Source organism: Methylobacterium sp. 22177 (genome assembly GCF_052045615.1).
Taxonomy (GTDB): Bacteria; Pseudomonadota; Alphaproteobacteria; order Rhizobiales; family Beijerinckiaceae; genus Methylobacterium; species Methylobacterium radiotolerans.
The window spans coordinates 89436-105755 of sequence record NZ_JBQEPK010000009.1; the positions used below are offsets into that span (position 1 = coordinate 89436).

Sequence of the window (16320 nt, forward strand, 5' to 3'; positions counted from 1 at the left end):
TAAGGTTTCACGTGAAACAGCCGCGGGCCCGGGCGTACCCGAGGGTCCGTCCGATCCGCGTCCTCGTCCCGAGGTGCTGCGTCGCGGCCTCGAAGGAGGCCTGCGGGGATCGCGCGGCCTGCCGGGAGGCTCTTTCGAGGCCTCCGCCACGCTTCGGCACCTCCGGACGAGGTTCGGGGCGGGCGGCGCGCTTGCGACCGATCGTCGGCTTCACGCCCTCGCCGCCCTGCTCCTCGCCGCCCCCCTCATGACCGGCTGCGTGGTCGGGCCCGACTACACCCGGCCCTCCGTGGAGACGCCGCTCGCCTACAAGCAGGGCGGCGTCCGGGAGGACAGCCCGGCCTACGTCGCGGCGCGCAGGAAGGGCTGGCGCGAGGCCCGGCCGAGCGACGCCGTCGAGCGCGGCGACTGGTGGCGGGTGTTCAAGGATCCGGCTCTCGACCGCCTGATCCGCCTCGTCGACGTCGACAACCAGTCCCTCCGGCAGGCGGTGGCGAATTACCGGCAGGCCCGGGCGCTCGTCGCCTCCGCGCAGGCCGCCCTGTACCCGACCGTGATCGGCGCGCCGAGCATCACCCGGACCGGCAGCGGCACCGCCACGCGCACCAACGTGTCGCTGCTGGGCCAGGCGAGCTGGGAGCTCGACCTGTTCGGCGGCACCCGCCGCACCATCGAGAGCGAGGCGGCCCTGGCGCAGTCCGACGCCGCCACGATCGCGCTGACCCGGCTGAGTATCCAGGCCGAGATCGCGGCCGATTACCTGACGGTGCGCTACGCCGACTCCCTCCAGAAGGTGCTCGACGAGAATGTCGAGAACTTCAAGAGAACCCTGGCGATCACCGAGAACCAGTACGCCGCCGGCGTGGCGGCGCGCTCCGACGTGATCACCGCGCAGACCCAGGTGCAGACCATCGAGGCCCAGGCCATCGCGGTGCGGCTGACCCGGGTGCAGTACGTCAACGCCATCGCCACGCTGATCGGGCGCCCGCCCTCGGAGGTGTCGATCCCGGTGGCCGGCATCCCGCGCAACCCGCCGGGCGTGCCGGTGGGCATCCCCGGCGACCTGCTGGAGCGGCGCCCCGACGTGGCCCAGGCCGAGCGCCTCGTCCAGGCGCAGAGCGAGCGCATCGGCGTCGCGGTGGCGGCCTTCTTCCCCACCGTGACGATCTCGGCCCAGGGCGGCATCTCGGGAGCGACCCGCAACGGCCTGCTCTCGGCGGCCAACCAAGTCTGGTCGGTGGCGGCCTCCGGCAGCGAGGTGCTGTTCGACGGCGGCGCCCGCACGGCGGCCCTGCGCTCGGCCGAGGCCGGCTACGACTCGGCGGTGGCCAATTACCGGCAGGTGGTGCTGGCCGCCTTCGCGGAGGTCGAGAACCAGATGGCGGCCGTGCGTATCCTCGGCCAGCAGCAGCGGGCCCAGGACACCGCGGTGGACCTGTCGCGCAAGGCCGTGGAGATCACGCTCAACGAGTACCGGGCCGGTACCCAGAACTTCACCACGGTGGTGACCGCCCAGAACCTGCTCGTGAACAACGAGGTCAACGCCCTCCAGGTGCGGCTGAGCCGCTTCACCGCGGCGGTCACGCTGATCCGGGCACTCGGCGGCGGCTGGGACGTGCGCGCCCTGCCGAGCGATTCCGAGCTGAAGGGTCCGAGCCTGCCGATCGACCGCGGCGGCCAGGCCGTCCGCCCCGACGAGTAGCGGCCGGCGGGCCGCGTGATGGTGCGGCCCGGAGCGTCCAACCCGCACCCTCGTCCTGAGCGGTGACCGTGGTCATCGTGCAGCGGCCGGACGCTCGCGAGGTTCGCGGCGAGCCCCGGGACCGCGATCGGGATCGCCTGATCGAAGCCGATCGTCACCGTGTGCCGCAGCCGGTCGAGGCTCTCGGCGCCGATCAGCAGGGCGCTGGCGAAGGCGCCAGGTCGCCGAACCTGCCGATGCCGAAGCGGCGATCGTCCGCGTGGCGCCGGGCGAGGTGGTAGGCGAGCGCCGCGATGCCCAGCACCGGCGCGCGGGTCGACAAGCGCCAGCCGTCGGCCCCAGGGCCATCGAGCCGAGGCACGCGCCGCCGACGATCCCCGCCAATCTCGCGACGGCCGCGCGCGGCGACCGCCCCGGTCCGGCGGCGTGGCAGATCGTGCCGGTCACCCGGGAAGGCGTGGCTGTGCGCCCGGGGCTCGACGGAGAGGGTATGCGTGCGGGGTTCCTTGATCCTAGACTCGGCGCGGCATAGCCCGAGGGGCACCGGAACGGGCCCCGCCGCGGCGGGTTGTCAGGCCGGTTTGCTGCACCGCAGTCACACGGGAGTCAGGGATGGCCGAGCCGACGACAGCCCTCAAGGACACGGCAGCCTGCGGCACGCAGCCGGCGCCGCCCTGCACGCTGGTGATCTTCGGGGCCGGCGGCGACCTGACCAAGCGCCTGCTGATGCCCTCGCTCTACAACCTCGCGGGGGCGGGCCTCCTGTCCGAGGGCTTCTCGATCCTCGGCATCGATCACAATGACGGTACCGACGAGTCGCTCCGCGAGAATCTCACCCAGACCCTGGAGGCGTTCAGCAAGGACCCGACCTCGGAGTTCCACGCCGACCACATCGACCCGAAGAGCTGGGGTTTCATCCGGGACCGGCTCCACTACCTGAAGGGCGATTTCGAGAAGCCCGAGACCTACGCGGCCGTGAAGCAGCGGGTCACCGGCAGCGCGGTGTTCTACTGCGCGGTGGCGGCGCGCTTCTTCGGGACGATCGTGGACGGGCTCGGGCAGGCCGGCCTGCTGAAGCAGGAGGGNAACGTTCCGCCGCGTCGTCATCGAGAAGCCGTTCGGCTCCGATCTGGCCTCGGCCCGGGAGCTGAACGCCCGCATCCTCCGCCAGGGCGACGAGAGCCAGTTCTACCGGATCGACCACTTCCTGGGTAAGGAGACCGTTCAGTCGATCATGGCGTTCCGCTTCGCCAACGGCCTGCTGGAGCCGGTCTGGCGGCGGGAATACATCGACAGCATCCAGATCACGGCGGCCGAGACCGTCGGCGTCGAGGAGCGGGGCGGCTTCTACGAGCCGACCGGGGCGCTGCGCGACATGGTGCCGAACCACATGTTCCAGCTGCTCTGCATGGTCGCCATGGAGCCGCCGAACTCCTTCGACGCGGAGGCCGTGCGTACCGAGAAGGCCAAGCTCGCCGAGGCCGTGAAGCCGATCCCGCCGGAGGACGCGGTGCGCGGCCAGTACACGGCCGGCACCTCGGAGGGGCGCGACGTGCCCGCCTACCGGGACGAGCCGCACGTCGCGAAGGATTCGGTCACCGAGACCTACATCGCGTTGAAGCTCAACATCGAGAACTGGCGCTGGGCCGGGGTGCCGTTCTACGTCCGCACCGGCAAGCGCATGACCGGGCGACGCACCGAGATCGCCGTGCTGTTCAAGCCGGCGCCGTTCAAGATGTTCGAGGACACGCCCACGGCCGACCTCGGGCCCACCGTGATGCGGATCCAGATCGATCCCGATCACGGGGTCAGCACCGAGTTCAACGTCAAGGTGCCGGGGCCGCAGATGAAGATCGGCCGGGTGCGCTCCGGCTTCCGCTACAAGGACTTCTTCGCCGACCGGCCGAATGTCGGCTACGAGACGCTGCTCTACGATTGCATGACCGGCGACGCGACGCTGTTCCAGCGCGCCGACAACATCGAGGCCGGCTGGGCGGCGGTCGATCCCCTGCTCAAGGGCTGGCCGCAGGCGGAGGTGAAATTCTACCCCGCGGGCAGCGCCGGCCCGGCGGAGGCCGACGCGCTGCTCGCCCGCGACGGCCGCCACTGGCTGGGGCTGGACGGCGAGACCGACTGAGCGGCCCGACGACTCGCTCGAACGCGAGGGTCGGCGGTCCCGCGCCTCCCCTTCCCGAAGCGGTGCGGCCGCCTCCTGCGGCCCAGCCGTCAGTGCGCGCGCAGCGAAGCGATGCAGGGCAGCGCCACGGCGACGGGCGTCGCGCGACCCTGCACGACGCTGCGCCCGCGGTGACGGGGTTTAGGCCCTGTCAAACTGGTCGTGGCAGACGGATCGACCCGGTTGTTCGGCGGGTCGCCGGCTCATCCGCGTCTCAGCCGGCCCGCCCGTAATCCCGCGCGTCCCGCGCCTGCCGGTGGAAGGTGAGCCGGCGATCGAATTCCCGCGGGTCCTTCGGCTTCACCAGGGCGCCCGGGGGCACGTTCAGCCAGTCGACCAGCCGGGTGAGCATGAAGCGGAGGGCGGCGCCCCGGCACAGGATCGGCAGGGCCGCGACCTCGGCGGCCTCCAGGGGCCGCACGGCCTCGTAGCCGGCGATCAGCGCGGCGGCCATGTCCCGGTGGAAGGTGCCGTCGGGGTCGAAGCACCACGCGTTCAGGCAGACCGCGAGGTCGTACGCGAAGGCGTCCGTGCAGGCGAAGTAGAAGTCGATCAGGCCCGACAGGGCGTCGCCGATGAAGAAGACGTTGTCGGTGAACAGGTCCGCGTGGATCACGCCGCCCGGCAGGTCCCGGGGCCAGTGCGCCTCCAGGACGGCGAGGTCCGACCGGGTGCGCGCCGCGAGGCCGGGCTCGACCGAATCGGCCTGGGCCTCCGCTTGCGCGAAGAGCGGGCGCCACGCGGACACCGAGAGGTTGTTGTCCCGCACCATCGGGAAGTCCCGGCCGGCGGCGTGCAGCTCCGCGAGCGCCCGGCCGAGTTCCCGGCAATGCTCGGCGCCCGGCGCCTTGACCGAGACGCCCTCCAGGAAGCTCACGATGGCGGCGGGCCGGCCGCAGAGCTGGCCGAGGGCCTGGCCGGCCCGGTCGCGCACGGGTTGCGGGCAGGCGAGGCCGCGGGCCGAGAGGTGCTCCATCAGCCCGATGAAGAACGGCAGGTCCTGTTCCCGGACGCGCTTCTCGTAGAGCGTCAGGATGTAGGCGCCCTCGGTGGTGTGCAGGAAGAAGTTCGAGTTCTCGACACCCTCCGCGATGCCCTTGAAGGAGAGCAGGCTGCCGATCGCGTAGGCGGACAGGAACTCGGCGAGCGCCGCGTCGGATACCTCGGTGTAGACGGCCACGTGTCTGCGCTCTGATGTCGGAAGTTCGATACGGCAAGGGGCGCCGAAGCGCCCCCGCACAAAGCCTGCCGCGCGCCCCGAGACCGAGGCGTCGGTCCCGCGCCGTCGACCGGACCGCCTTACTCGGCGGCCTCGCTGCGCAGCTCCCGCGGCAGCGGGAAGACCATGTCCTCGATCACCGTCGAGACCGTGTCGACCATCACGTCGTAGCGGGCCGCGAAGGCGTCGATGATCTCCTCGACCAGGACCTCGGGGGCCGAGGCGCCTGCCGTGAGGCCGAGCTTGCGGATCCCCTCGAAGGCCGGCCAGTCGATCTCCTCGGCGCGGAGCACGAGGCGGGTGATCGGGCAGCCCACCCGCTCGGCGACCTCGCGCAGGCGCTGCGAGTTCGACGAGTTCGACGAGCCGACCACGATCAGGGCGTCGACCAGCGGCGCCACCTGCTTCACCGCCTCCTGGCGGTTGGTGGTGGCGTAGCAGATGTCGTCCTTATGGGGCCCGGTGATGTTCGGGAACTTCTTCTTCAGGGCGTCGACGATGTGGCGGGTGTCGTCGACCGACAGGGTCGTCTGGGTGACCCAGGCGAGGTTGTCGGGATTGTCCGGGGTCAGGGCGGCGATCTGCTCGAGATCCTCCACCAGGGTGATCGAGCCCTTGGGCAGCTGGCCCATCGTGCCCACGACCTCCGGATGGCCGGAATGGCCGACCAGCAGCACGTGGCGGCCGCGCTTGTGGTGGATCTCGGCCTCGCGATGGACCTTGGTCACCAGCGGGCAGGTGGCGTCGATCGTGGTCAGCCCGCGCGAATCAGCGTTGGCCGGCACGGTCTTGGCCACGCCGTGGGCGGAGAAGATCACCGGGGCGCCGCCGTCCGGCACCTCGTCGAGCTCGCGGACGAACACGGCGCCCTTCCGCTTCAGGCTCTCCACGACGTACTTGTTGTGCACGATCTCGTGGCGGACGTAGACGGGCGGCCCGTAGATGGCGAGCGCCCGCTCCACGACGTCGATGGCCCGCACCACGCCGGCGCAGAAGCCGCGCGGGGCGCAGAGCAGGATCTCCAGCGGCGGCTTGCCGGCGGTGCCCGGGGCGGGCTCGGGGGTCGCGATATCGGCGGTCATGCGGGGGATGTGGCGAGGGCGGGGCTGTCCTGTCAACAGGACTGGCCCAGGAACCGGGCGGGAAGAGGGAAGCGGAGCCGCTCCGTGGCCCGTCTGTAGCACGATTGCCGCGGCAATGGGACCCGCGCCGGCCCCCTCAGAGCCGCCGGATCCCCGTCACAGCGCCGAAGCTGTGCGCCGCGATGCGGGCGACCGCCTCGGCGAGCGGCTCGGCGGCGACCGCCATGTGGTGGCCGTTGGCGTGGATCAGCGTCTCGGGATCGCCCATCAGCCCGACATGGCCGCGCCAGAAGATGAAGTCGCCCCGGCGCAGGCCCGCGAAGTCCGGGCGCGCGGGGTCGAAGGGCAGCGCCTGCCCGAGGGCCCGCTCCTGCATGTCGGCGTCGCGGGGACAGGGCAGCCCCGCCGCGTCGAGGCAGAGCTGCACGAGGCCGGAGCAGTCGAGCCCGAGGCTGGTGCGGCCGCCCCAGAGATAGGGGGTCCCGGCGAGCCGCGCGGCCGTCGCCGCGTAGTCCGGCGCGCGGGCGTCGACGGGCGCGCAGTGGCGGGCGAACACGTAGCCTCCCGGCGTCTCCAGGTAGGCGCCGGCCTCCCCCGTCGCCGCGAGGCGGGCGCCGAGGCTGAGATGGCCGAGGACCGGCCGCTTCAGGTCCGGCTCGGGATACAGGAAGGTGCGCAGGGCGGTGACGCGGTGCGTCGGCTCCGGATCGACCGGACCGAGGCTGTCGGCCGGCAGGTAGCCGACGTAGCCGTCGCGGGCGAGCTGCACGAAGGCGTAGCCGTCCGCCGCGTCGTAGAGATCGACCGCGTCGCCCAGCAGCGCCTCGGTGTCGAGCCCCGCGTCGGCGGCGGGCGCGCGGCGCAGCGGCGCCGACGGGGCGGTCACCCGCCGCGGCGTGCCGGCGACGTAGCGCGCCGCCGCGACGCGGTCCCGCAGGCGAAGATCGGCGACGTGCGGCCGGGCCGGGGTCAGCCGGGGATCGAGGCTCTCGGTCATGGGCGGATCCTACCATGCCGGGCTGAAGCGCGGGTAAGCGCGGGCCCCGCACGCCGCGCCACTATGACGCACACGGGCGCGCCCGGACCGGGACGGCCGGCATCTGCCCGCGGGATCGCCGCGAGGCCCGGTTGAACGGGCACCGAACGCCCGAGGCTGCACAAGGCCGCGGCAGCCGGCCTCGTATCCGCGTCGCCCGGACGCGAGACATGTGCGGGAGGCGCCCATCACACGTTTTTGATGCACTGCACAACCTGCCCGGAAGGCGCTATGTCTGGTGCATGAAGACTGCGAGTCGCCCCGTGAAGAAGACGCAGAAGAGCTTCGCCGACCTGCCGCCGATCCGCGTCCGCCGCGAGCCGCCCACCGTGAGCGAGGCGGTCGCCGCCGCGCAGGACCTCGCGGACGACGTCGAGCAGCAGGTCGAGATCGCCGCCGGCCTGATGGGCCTGCCGGCCGACGAGGTCCGCCCCCACGTCCTGGCGGCCAAGAAGGTCAAGCCGGAGCGCGCCCCCGAGCGGATCCTGACCCAGGCGAGCCCGAGCCGGGCGCCGCGCACCGTGGTGGTGGAGCGCCGCACGCGCCCGACCGTGGTGATCGAGCGCCGCAGCCGGCCCCTCGACCCGCGCCGCTGACGGCCCCGGGGCACCGCCCCGCCTCACCCGCCGGAGGGGGCACCCGGCGGACGGACGGCCCGCTGGCCCTCGACCGCGCTCAGTCGGCGGTCTGCACCGACCACGTGGCGTGGCGGATGCCCGGCATGCGGGCCAGCGCGTTGGTCACGGCGTCGAGCTCCTCGGCCTTCACGGCGCTGGCCGTGAGCGTCGCCACCACGTCGACCGCGCTCTCGCCGCGCTCCTCGATCTCGACGCTGCCGACCGGATAGTTCGCGGCCTCCAGGCGCTCCACCAGCATGTCCTGGGCCGGCCCGGCCTCGCCGGGCGCCGTGGTGACCTGGACCTCGTAGGTCGCCTCGGTGGCGGATTCCCGGATCGGCGCGCGGTTGATGGCGTTCACCAGCGGCCGGAGCGCCGTGTTGCAGGCGAGCACCGTCACCATCACGAACACCGCCTCCAGGGGCAGGTCGGCGCCGCAGAAGGCCCCGACCGCGGCCGAGCACCACAGGGTCGCGGCCGTGTTGAGGCCGCGGACATTCATGCCCTCCTTCATGATCACGCCGGCGCCGAGGAAGCCGATGCCCGAGATCACGTAGGCCACCGTGCGGACGCCCCCGTCCGGGCCGGTCAGGCGCATGCCGAGATCCACGAAGGCGCTGGCCCCGACCGCGACCAGCACCGCCGTGCGCAGGCCCGCGGTGCGCTGCCGGTACTGCCGCTCGGCCCCGATGATCGTGCCCAGCACGAAGGCCACGAGCAGGCCGATCGCGGATTTCAGTTCTTCGGGGAGGGCGGCGTAGCTGGTCATCCACCGTCTCATGAAAGCGGGGAGGTGACGGAACCGTGACACCATGGCCCGGCCGGGACCGGAAAGCGTGTCCGAAGCGGGATTGACGGCCGCACCGGGCAGCGGGCACACCGGCAAGAGCCTGAGGATCCCTTAAGAATCCGGGACCCGGCCGAGGAGACGTGCAGGATGCAGCACACGGCCCAGGATAAGGCCCGACGGGCGGATTCGGTCCGCACCGGAACGTTCTCCGCATGAGCGGCGCCACCAGCGGCGCCCTCGCCGAACGCCGGCCCGACAGCGCGCCAGACCATGCGCCCACCGGCGCTCCCGACGCCGCCCTGCACGGCCGCGTCATGGCGCTGCGCGAGGGGCTGGAGCGCGGCCTGATCGGCAGCGCCGGCCTCGTGGAGCGCCTGCTGATCGGGCTCCTGACCGGCGGCCACCTGCTGATCGAGGGCGCGCCGGGGCTCGCCAAGACCCGGGCGGTCAAGCGGCTCGCCGACGGCCTCGACGGCTCCTTCGCGCGCATCCAGTGCACGCCGGACCTGATGCCGGCCGACCTCACCGGCACCACGGTGTGGCGCCAGGACAGCGGCACCTTCGAGTTCCTGCCAGGCCCCCTGTTCCACGCCCTCGTGCTGGTGGACGAGGTCAACCGCGCGCCCCCGAAGGTGCAGTCGGCGCTGCTCGAATCCATGGCCGAGGGGCAGGTGACGGTCTCGGGCGCGACGCACCGCCTCTCCGACCCGTTCATGGTCGTGGCGACCCAGAACCCGATCGAGCATGCCGGCACCTTCCCGCTGCCGGAGGCGCAGCTCGACCGCTTCCTCCTCCACGTCGTGGTCGACATGCCCGACGAGACCACCGAGCGGGCGATCCTCGACTTGGTGGAGGGCGAGATCACCCACCACGTCGACGCGATGACCGTGCGGCTGTCGCTCGCGGACGTGCGCGCCGCCCGGGAGGCGGCGCTCGCCACCTACGTGTCGCCGGCCCTCAAGGACTACCTCGTCCGGCTGGTCGCGGCGACCCGCACCGACGCGGCCGCCCCGGACCTGCGCGCCATGATCGAGCACCCGGCCTCGCCGCGGGGCACCCTGGCGCTGATGATGGCCGGCAAGGCCCGGGCCTGGCTGCGGGGACGCGACCACGTCACGCCCGAGGACGTCGCGGAGCTGGCCCGCGACGCCCTCTCCCACCGCATCGGCCTGACCTGGCGGGCGGCCGCCGAGGGCCGGACGGCGCGCGGCCTCGTCGGCGAGCTGGTGCAGCGGGTGCGGGCGCTCTGACGGTGTTCGGGTTCGGGCAGGCGCGCCGCAGATCCCCTCCCGCCGCCGCGGGGGAGCTTGGCCCGACCGCCGGGGCCGCCCTCCCCGCCCAGGGGACCGGGCGGGATCGCGCCGGGCACGGCATCCACCTCTCGGGCGAGGCCCTGATGGGCCTGCGCCACCTCGCCCGGCGGGGCTCCGCGCCCGCCACCCGGACGCTGGCGGGCCTGCCCGGCGGCATCGTCACCCGGCGCCGCGGGCGCGGCTCGGAGCCGGAGGACGTCCGGCTCTGGTCCGAGGGCGACGACCGCCGGTTCATCGACCGCAACGCCACGGCCCGGACCGGGCAGCTGCACGTCCGCACCCACCACGACGAGCGCGACCGCGCCGTGGTGCTGCTCGCCGATTTCCGGCCCGCGATGCTGTTCGGCACCCGGAGGGCCCTGCGCTCGGTGGCGGCCGCCGAGGCCCTGGCGCTGCTCGGCTGGCGGGTCGCCGCCGACGGCGGCCGGGTCGGCCTCGCGGTCGCCTCGGCCGGCGCGCCGACCGTGCTGCGGCCGGCCGGCGGCGAGCGCGCCATGATCGCGGTGACCGGCGCCCTCGCCCAGGCCCACGCCGACGCGCTGGCGGCCGAGACCGGCGCGCCGACCCGCGCGGAGCCGCCCCTGGAGGCGACGCTCGCCCTCGCCCGCGGCCTGCTGCCGGCCGGCGGCCACCTCGTCATCGCCAGCGCCCTGGACGATCCCGGCCCGGGCTTCGACGAGCTCCTGACCCTGCTCGCCGAGCGGATCGCGATCCGGCTGATCCTGGTCAGCGACGCCTTCGAGCGCGCCCGGCCGCCGGGCTACTACCCCTTCGCCCTCTCGGATGGCCGCCGCGGGACCGCGCTGCCGACCGTGCCGCCGACCGGGGCCGGGACGGCGGGGGAATCCGCCGAGGCCCGGCTCGCCGCCTACGCCCGCCGCGGCATCGCGGGCGTGCGCCTCGACGTCGAGACCGGCCCGGAGGCCTACGCGCCGCTCATGGAGCGCCTCGATGCGGTGCTGTGAGGCCGGACCCGGCGACCCGATCGGCGGCGCAATCCGATGAATCCGGTCGTGCCCGCCGAGATCCCCCTGTCCCTCGACCAGCTCCGGGGCCTGCACCTGCCCGGCGGCGCCGCGGGCGCCGTGCAGGGCGAGGTCGTGGCGGCGGCCGCCCTGGGCTTCCTCGCCGCCCTGCTGGTGGGGCTCGTGCGCTACGGGCGCGGCCGGGCGCGCGACACCCTGCGCCGGGCGGCGCTCGCCGAGCTCGCCCGGAGCCGCGGCCTCGGCCCGGAGGCGCGCCTCCTCGCCCAGGCCCGGCTGCTGCGCCGCCTCGACCGGTCCCTCGACCGGTCCGGCGGGGCCGGGACCGGGGCGACCGGCGCGGCGTGGGCGACGCGGCTCGACGGGCTGTTCCGGACCGACTTCTTCACCCGGGGCGCCGGCCGGGTGCTCGCCGACGGGCTGTACCGGCGGCAGGATCCCGACCTCGACGCCCTCGACGCCGCGCTCGCCCGCCTGATCGGGCGGCTGCGGGCATGAGCGGCGTCCTGCCCGCGTGGCTCAGCGCGCTCCTGTCGGCCTTCGACTTCGCCGCGCCCTGGGCGCTGCTGGCGCTGCCCCTGCCGCTGCTGGCCGCGCGCCTGATCCCCGCGGAGCCGGAGGGCGGCAGCGGCGCCCTGCGCGTGCCCGCCACCCTGGTGGCCGGGGCGCGCTCGGGCGCCGACCGCGCGGCCCGGGGCCGGCGGCGGGCCCTGCTCACCTGGACGCTCTGGATCGCCCTGGTGGCGGCCCTGTCGGGCCCGCGCCTCGTCATGCCGGCGGCCGCGCTCCCGGCCTCGGGCCGCGAGATCATGATCGCCATGGACCTGTCGGGCTCGATGGAGCGGCGCGACTTCGCCCTCGACGGCGAGACCGTGAACCGGCTCACCGCGGTCAAGCGCGTCGGCACCGACTTCATCCGGCGCCGGGCCGGGGACCGGATCGGCCTCGTGATCTTCGCCGACCAGGCCTACGTGGCGGCGGCGCCGAGCTTCGACACCGCGGCGGTCGCCCGGGCGCTGGACGAGGCGACGATCGGCATCAGCGGCCGCTCCACCGGCATCGGCGACGGCCTCGGGCTCGCCCTGCGCCGGCTGGACCCGCGGGACGCGGGGGGCGAGGCCGCGTCCGGGAGCAAGCCCGGCGAGAAGCCCGCGAAGGCCGTGATCCTGCTCTCGGACGGCGCCAACAATGCCGGCCAGACCGCCCCCAAGGACGTGGCGGAGCTCGCCCGGGAGCTGGGCATCAAGGTCTACACCATCGCGCTGGGCCCCCGCGACATGGCCGACGCCGACGGCGAGCAGGACGTGGTCGACACCGAGACCCTGCGCGACATGGCCCGGGCCAGCGGCGGCGAGGCGTTCCGGGTGCGCACCACCGAGGACCTCGTCCGGGTCGCCGACGCCATCGACCGGCTGGAGGGCGGCCGCGCCCTGGCGCCGCCCCTGCCGCTCCGCCGGGACCTGTGGCCCTGGCCGGCCGCCCTGGCGCTGCTGGCCGCCGCGGCGCTGCTCGCCAGCCGGAGGGGGGCGTGATGGTTCGTTACCGCGCCTGTCCGACCGCCCCCTTGATCCCGAGGTGCGAGTGCGGCGAGCCTCGAAGGAGGGCTCCGGACGTCGCGCGTCTGGCTGGAGGGCTCCTTCGAGGCCTCCGCCGCGCTCCGGCATCTCAGGATGCGGTGGTCTGGTCGGGAGGATCCGCCCGATGAGCGCCTTCGACGCCGTCGCCCTCCTGCGCCCCTGGTGGTTCCTGGCGATCCCGGTCGTCGCCCTGCTGGCGCTCCGCGCCGCGTGGCGCTCGGCGCCGCTCGGCGACTGGGCCCGGGCGGTCGACCCGGCGCTGATGGCCCACCTCGCCCGGACCGGCGCGGTGCTCGGCGGACGGCGGCAGGCGAACCGCGCCGCGGCGCTCGCGGCCGGGCTGATCGCCCTCGCGCTCACCGGCCCGGCGGTGGAGCGCGCCGACGGGCGCACCTTCCGCAACCTCGACGAGACCGTGCTCGTCGTCGACCTGTCGCGCTCGGTCACCGAGGGCGGCAACCTCCAGGGCGTCCGGCAGGCCGCCGCCGCCGTGGCGGAGGCCGCCGGCACCCGTCCGGTCGCCCTCGTGGTCTACGCGGGCGACGCCTACCTCGCCGCCTCCCCGACCACGGACCGCGACAGCCTCGGCACCACGCTGTTCGCCCTCGACGCCGACACGGTGCCGGACCGCGGCTCTCACCCCGAGCGCGGGCTGGCGCTGGCCCGCCGCACCCTCGCGGAGGCCAACGTGGTGGCGGCCGACGTGGTGCTGATCAGCGACGGCGACGGCGTCGGCGAGGCCGCCACCCGCGAGGCCCGCGCCATCGCCGAGCACGGCTGGCGGCTCCAGGCCCTGTTCGTCCCGACCGACAAGCCGCTGCCGCCCGGCGCCCCGAAGCCCGACCGGACCGCCCTCGACGCCCTGGCCCGGGCCGGCGGCGGCACGACCGCCGACATCGCGACCCCGGGCCCGGTGCTCGACGCGGTCGGGGCCGGCCTCGCCCAGCACCTCGCGGCGGGCGGCTACGGCGTCCTGGCCTACGCGGATCTCGGGCGCTGGCTGCTGCTGCTGGCGGCCCTGCCGGCCCTGCTGCTGTTCCGCAGGAGCGCGTGATGCGGAGCGCCCGATGCGGCTGACCCTCCCCGAGACCGGCCTCGCCGCCCCGCTCCGGGCCGGCCTGCCGCCGCGCTGGCGGCGTCTCGCCCGCGTCGCCGGCCTCGCCCTCGCCGGGATCGGCCTCCTGGCGCTGCTCGCGGTCTCGCAGCCCCGCACCGGCTTCGGCCGGCTGCTGATGGGCCTCGGCCTGCCGGGCCTCGCCGCGGACGTGTTCGTCGATCCGGCCTGGCGCGCCGCCGCGCTCTACGAGGCCGGCCGCTACGGGGACGCGATCGCGCTGTTCCGCGCCGGCGGCCGTCGGGCGAGCTACAATCTCGGCAACGCGCTGGCCAAGGCCGGCGACCTCGACGGGGCGCTCGCGGCCTACGACGAGGCCCTGCGCTTCAACCCCCGCGACGCCGACGCCCAGGCCAACCGCTCGCTGATCGCGCGGATGCGCGCCGAGGTGATCGACCGCGGGCCCGGCGGCGGCATCGCCAACGGCACCGCCCAGTACGGCGCCCGCTACAACAACACCGCCAATCAGGACCAGAACAACGACATCAACGCCGCCTCCAGCGGCGAGGGCCTCGCCGGCAACAAGGAGTCTAACGCCAGCGCGTCGCTGCCCGGCAACAGCAAGGTCGCGCGCCGCGGCAAGGCCGAGCAGCAGTCGATCGACGCCGGCAAGGGCCAGGCCCGGGGCTCGGCCGGCGACGCGGCCGGACGCGGCCGGACCGGCGGCGGCGCCGCCATGGTGGCCGAGGCGCCCGAGCGCGAGGTCCGCCGGGTGACCAAGAGCTTCGAGGCGCACGAGATCCGCCCGGACCGGCTCTGGCTCCAGACCCTGCCGGACGATCCCGGCCGCTATCTCAAGCTGCGCCTGCGCGCCGAGCAGACCCGCCGGGTCGAGGCCGGCACCGCGATTCCCGCCGGGAGCAACCCGTGGTGAGTTTTCTCGGGGTTTCCGGGAGGCGCGTCCGCGCCCTCCTCCTCCTCGCCCCCCTCCTCGCCCCCCTCCCCGCCCCCCTGCCCGCCCGGGCCGAGATCGAGCCGGGCGACCTCACCCTGACGGTGACCGCGGAGCTCAACGGCAACAGCGCCCCCTTCCCCCGCGAGATGGTGCTGCTGAAGATCCACGGGGTCTACAAGCAGCCGATCCTGCTCGAGGAGGTGGTGCAGCCCTCCCTCGCCAACTTCTCCTGGACGCAGCTCGGCCGCGACCACTGGAGCCGGACCAAGCTCGCCGACGGCCAGAGCGCCATCGCGTTCGACCGCACCGTGGCGGTCTTCCCGCACCATGCCGGCCAGTTCACCATCGAGCCGTTCGTCCACAAACTCACCGTCAACGATGTCGGCGAGCGGCGGGTGGTCGAGGTCCGCTCGAAGCCGATCCCCTTCCCGGTCGCGTCGTGGACCGAGCCCACCGGCGGCCCCGACGCCAAGGAGCCCTGGTGGCTGCCCGCCAAGGACGTGGCGATCACCGACTCCTGGAGCCCGGACCCCGAGACCATCAAGGTCGGCGAGACCACCCGCCGGATCGTCACCCTGGAGGCGCAGGGCATGGTCGCCGAGGGCCTGCCGCCCCGGCCGGTCATGCGCACCCGCGGCATCATCACCTTCGCGGGGCCCGTCACCCGCGAGACCCTGCTGACGCCCTCGGGCCCCGTGGCCCGGGCCACCTACCAGTGGGACGTGAAGCCCGGCGTGCCGGAGATCATCCCCCTCGACGCGATCGCGATCCCGTGGTTCGACACCAACACCCGCACGATGCGCGAGACCGAGATCCCGGCCCGGCAGATCGGCGGCGGCCTGCCCGACCGCGACACCGAGCGGGCGCCCCCCGCGATCCCCTCGCCCCTCGTGGTCGCCGCCGCGGCGCTCGCCGCCTTCGGGCTGGGCCTCGCGCTGATCGGCTTCGGCCTCGGACGGCCGCGCCTGCGCCTCTCCGGTGCGGCGCGGCGCTCCTTACGCGCGGCGGCCCGCGCCGGCGACCCCGCCCGGTTCCGCGCGGCCCTCGACGCGGCCCTGCGGGAATCCCCCGACCTCGCCCGGACCTGGCGGGCACGGCCCGACCTCGCGGCCGCCTTCGCGGCCCTCGACCGGGCGGTCTTCGGCGCGGCGGGCGCTCCGGTCCCCGATCTCCGGGCCCTCTCCCGGACCCTGTCGCGCGCCGAGCCGGGCGAAGCCGCCGCTCCGGCGCCGGAGCGGCTCGCACCGCTCGACGGCCCGGTCCGCTGAGCGCGGCGCGGCTCCGCAGCTCGTGAAGGCGCGGGCGGGAACGCCCGCCGGGATCGTGATTTGGGCTGCCGGCACCGACCGCCACCGGAGATCCCCATGCCCGCGACCCCGCACAGATCCGCCCGCGCCGCGACCGTCGCCCTCGGAACCGTCCTCGTCACCGCCCTCGTCCTGCCGGCCGCGCTGCCGTCGGCGGCCCTCGCCCGGTCCTCCGGCACCGAGCGCGCGCTGAAGATGGTCGACACCGACCACGACGGCACGATCGACCTCGCCGAGGCCCAGGCCGCCGCCGGCAAGGTCTTCGACGCCGCCGAGACCGACAAGGACGGCACCGTCGACGCCCACGAATTGAAGGGCCGGCTCAGCAAGAAGGACCTGAAGGCCGCCGACACCGATTCCGACGGCACGCTCGACCGCAAGGAGTACCTCGCCCTGGTCGATCAGCGCTTCAAGGCGGCCGATCCCGACAACGACGGCACCCTCGACGCCAGGGAGCTCAAGTCCCCGGCGGGGCGCAGCCTGCTGCAGCTCCTGAAGTAAGCCCGCTT

General features: G+C 74.5%; 15 protein-coding genes and 1 pseudogene. 11 read left to right on the top strand and 5 right to left on the bottom strand.

All coding sequences use genetic code 11. The features are described from left to right. Window positions 1-226 precede the first annotated feature (226 nt). Window positions 227-1702, top strand: coding sequence for an efflux transporter outer membrane subunit (locus ACTJK8_RS11430; protein WP_280517578.1), 1476 nt, complete (start codon window positions 227-229; stop codon window positions 1700-1702). 193 nt (window positions 1703-1895) lie between these two features. Here the strand turns inward: ACTJK8_RS11430 and ACTJK8_RS11435 are convergent, their stop codons facing one another. Continuing rightward, entirely contained in the window at window positions 1896-2024 is a 129-nt protein-coding gene (locus ACTJK8_RS11435; protein WP_268821211.1) for a hypothetical protein, read from the bottom strand. A 290-nt stretch (window positions 2025-2314) separates the two neighbouring features. Between ACTJK8_RS11435 and zwf the strand changes: the two are divergent. Further along, window positions 2315-3839: pseudogene (gene zwf / locus ACTJK8_RS11440) on the top strand (glucose-6-phosphate dehydrogenase). A 253-nt stretch (window positions 3840-4092) separates the two neighbouring features. Here zwf and ACTJK8_RS11445 read toward each other — a convergent pair. From ACTJK8_RS11445 to ACTJK8_RS11455, 3 genes are all read right to left on the bottom strand, one after another. After that, window positions 4093-5058 (bottom strand): homoserine kinase, encoded by a 966-nt coding sequence (locus ACTJK8_RS11445; RefSeq protein WP_029361204.1) that lies wholly within the window; start codon window positions 5056-5058, stop codon window positions 4093-4095. 119 nt (window positions 5059-5177) lie between these two features. After that, window positions 5178-6179, bottom strand: coding sequence for a 4-hydroxy-3-methylbut-2-enyl diphosphate reductase (ispH, locus tag ACTJK8_RS11450; protein WP_012321233.1), 1002 nt, complete (start codon window positions 6177-6179; stop codon window positions 5178-5180). A 136-nt stretch (window positions 6180-6315) separates the two neighbouring features. Continuing rightward, a complete protein-coding gene (locus ACTJK8_RS11455) occupies window positions 6316-7176 on the bottom strand; it encodes a C40 family peptidase (protein WP_024828855.1) in 861 nt (286 codons plus the stop codon). Window positions 7177-7478: 302 nt separating this feature from the next. Between ACTJK8_RS11455 and ACTJK8_RS11460 the strand changes: the two genes are divergently transcribed. After that, window positions 7479-7811, top strand: coding sequence for a hypothetical protein (locus ACTJK8_RS11460; RefSeq protein WP_024828856.1), 333 nt, complete (start codon window positions 7479-7481; stop codon window positions 7809-7811). A gap of 79 nt (window positions 7812-7890) precedes the next feature. Here the strand turns inward: ACTJK8_RS11460 and ACTJK8_RS11465 are convergent, their stop codons facing one another. After that, entirely contained in the window at window positions 7891-8601 is a 711-nt protein-coding gene (locus ACTJK8_RS11465) for an MgtC/SapB family protein (protein WP_053622597.1), read from the bottom strand. Between the two features lie 233 nt (window positions 8602-8834). Between ACTJK8_RS11465 and ACTJK8_RS11470 the strand changes: the two genes are divergently transcribed. From ACTJK8_RS11470 to ACTJK8_RS11505, 8 genes are all read left to right on the top strand, one after another. Then, entirely contained in the window at window positions 8835-9872 is a 1038-nt protein-coding gene (locus ACTJK8_RS11470; protein WP_024828857.1) for an AAA family ATPase, read from the top strand. A gap of 146 nt (window positions 9873-10018) precedes the next feature. Then, a complete protein-coding gene (locus tag ACTJK8_RS11475) occupies window positions 10019-10900 on the top strand; it encodes a DUF58 domain-containing protein (protein WP_440761943.1) in 882 nt (293 codons plus the stop codon). 36 nt (window positions 10901-10936) lie between these two features. Then, the gene (locus tag ACTJK8_RS11480) at window positions 10937-11416 is read left to right on the top strand and encodes a DUF4381 family protein (RefSeq protein ID WP_012321227.1); all 480 of its coding nucleotides are present in this window, start codon (window positions 10937-10939) and stop codon (window positions 11414-11416) included. After that, on the top strand, window positions 11413-12450 hold the full coding sequence (locus tag ACTJK8_RS11485; RefSeq protein WP_012321226.1) for a VWA domain-containing protein: 1038 nt from the start codon (window positions 11413-11415) through the stop codon (window positions 12448-12450). Before ACTJK8_RS11480 ends, ACTJK8_RS11485 begins: the two co-directional genes overlap by 4 nt. 169 nt (window positions 12451-12619) lie before the next feature. Further along, window positions 12620-13549, top strand: coding sequence for a VWA domain-containing protein (locus tag ACTJK8_RS11490; protein WP_024828860.1), 930 nt, complete (start codon window positions 12620-12622; stop codon window positions 13547-13549). Window positions 13550-13562: 13 nt separating this feature from the next. Next, a complete protein-coding gene (locus tag ACTJK8_RS11495; protein ID WP_012321224.1) occupies window positions 13563-14483 on the top strand; it encodes a tetratricopeptide repeat protein in 921 nt (306 codons plus the stop codon). Further along, window positions 14477-15772: a BatD family protein gene (locus tag ACTJK8_RS11500; RefSeq protein WP_041372392.1), complete on the top strand. Its 1296-nt coding sequence runs from the start codon at window positions 14477-14479 to the stop codon at window positions 15770-15772. Before ACTJK8_RS11495 ends, ACTJK8_RS11500 begins: the two co-directional genes overlap by 7 nt. 96 nt (window positions 15773-15868) lie before the next feature. Beyond that, entirely contained in the window at window positions 15869-16312 is a 444-nt protein-coding gene (locus ACTJK8_RS11505; RefSeq protein WP_063110123.1) for an EF-hand domain-containing protein, read from the top strand. Window positions 16313-16320 lie beyond the last annotated feature (8 nt).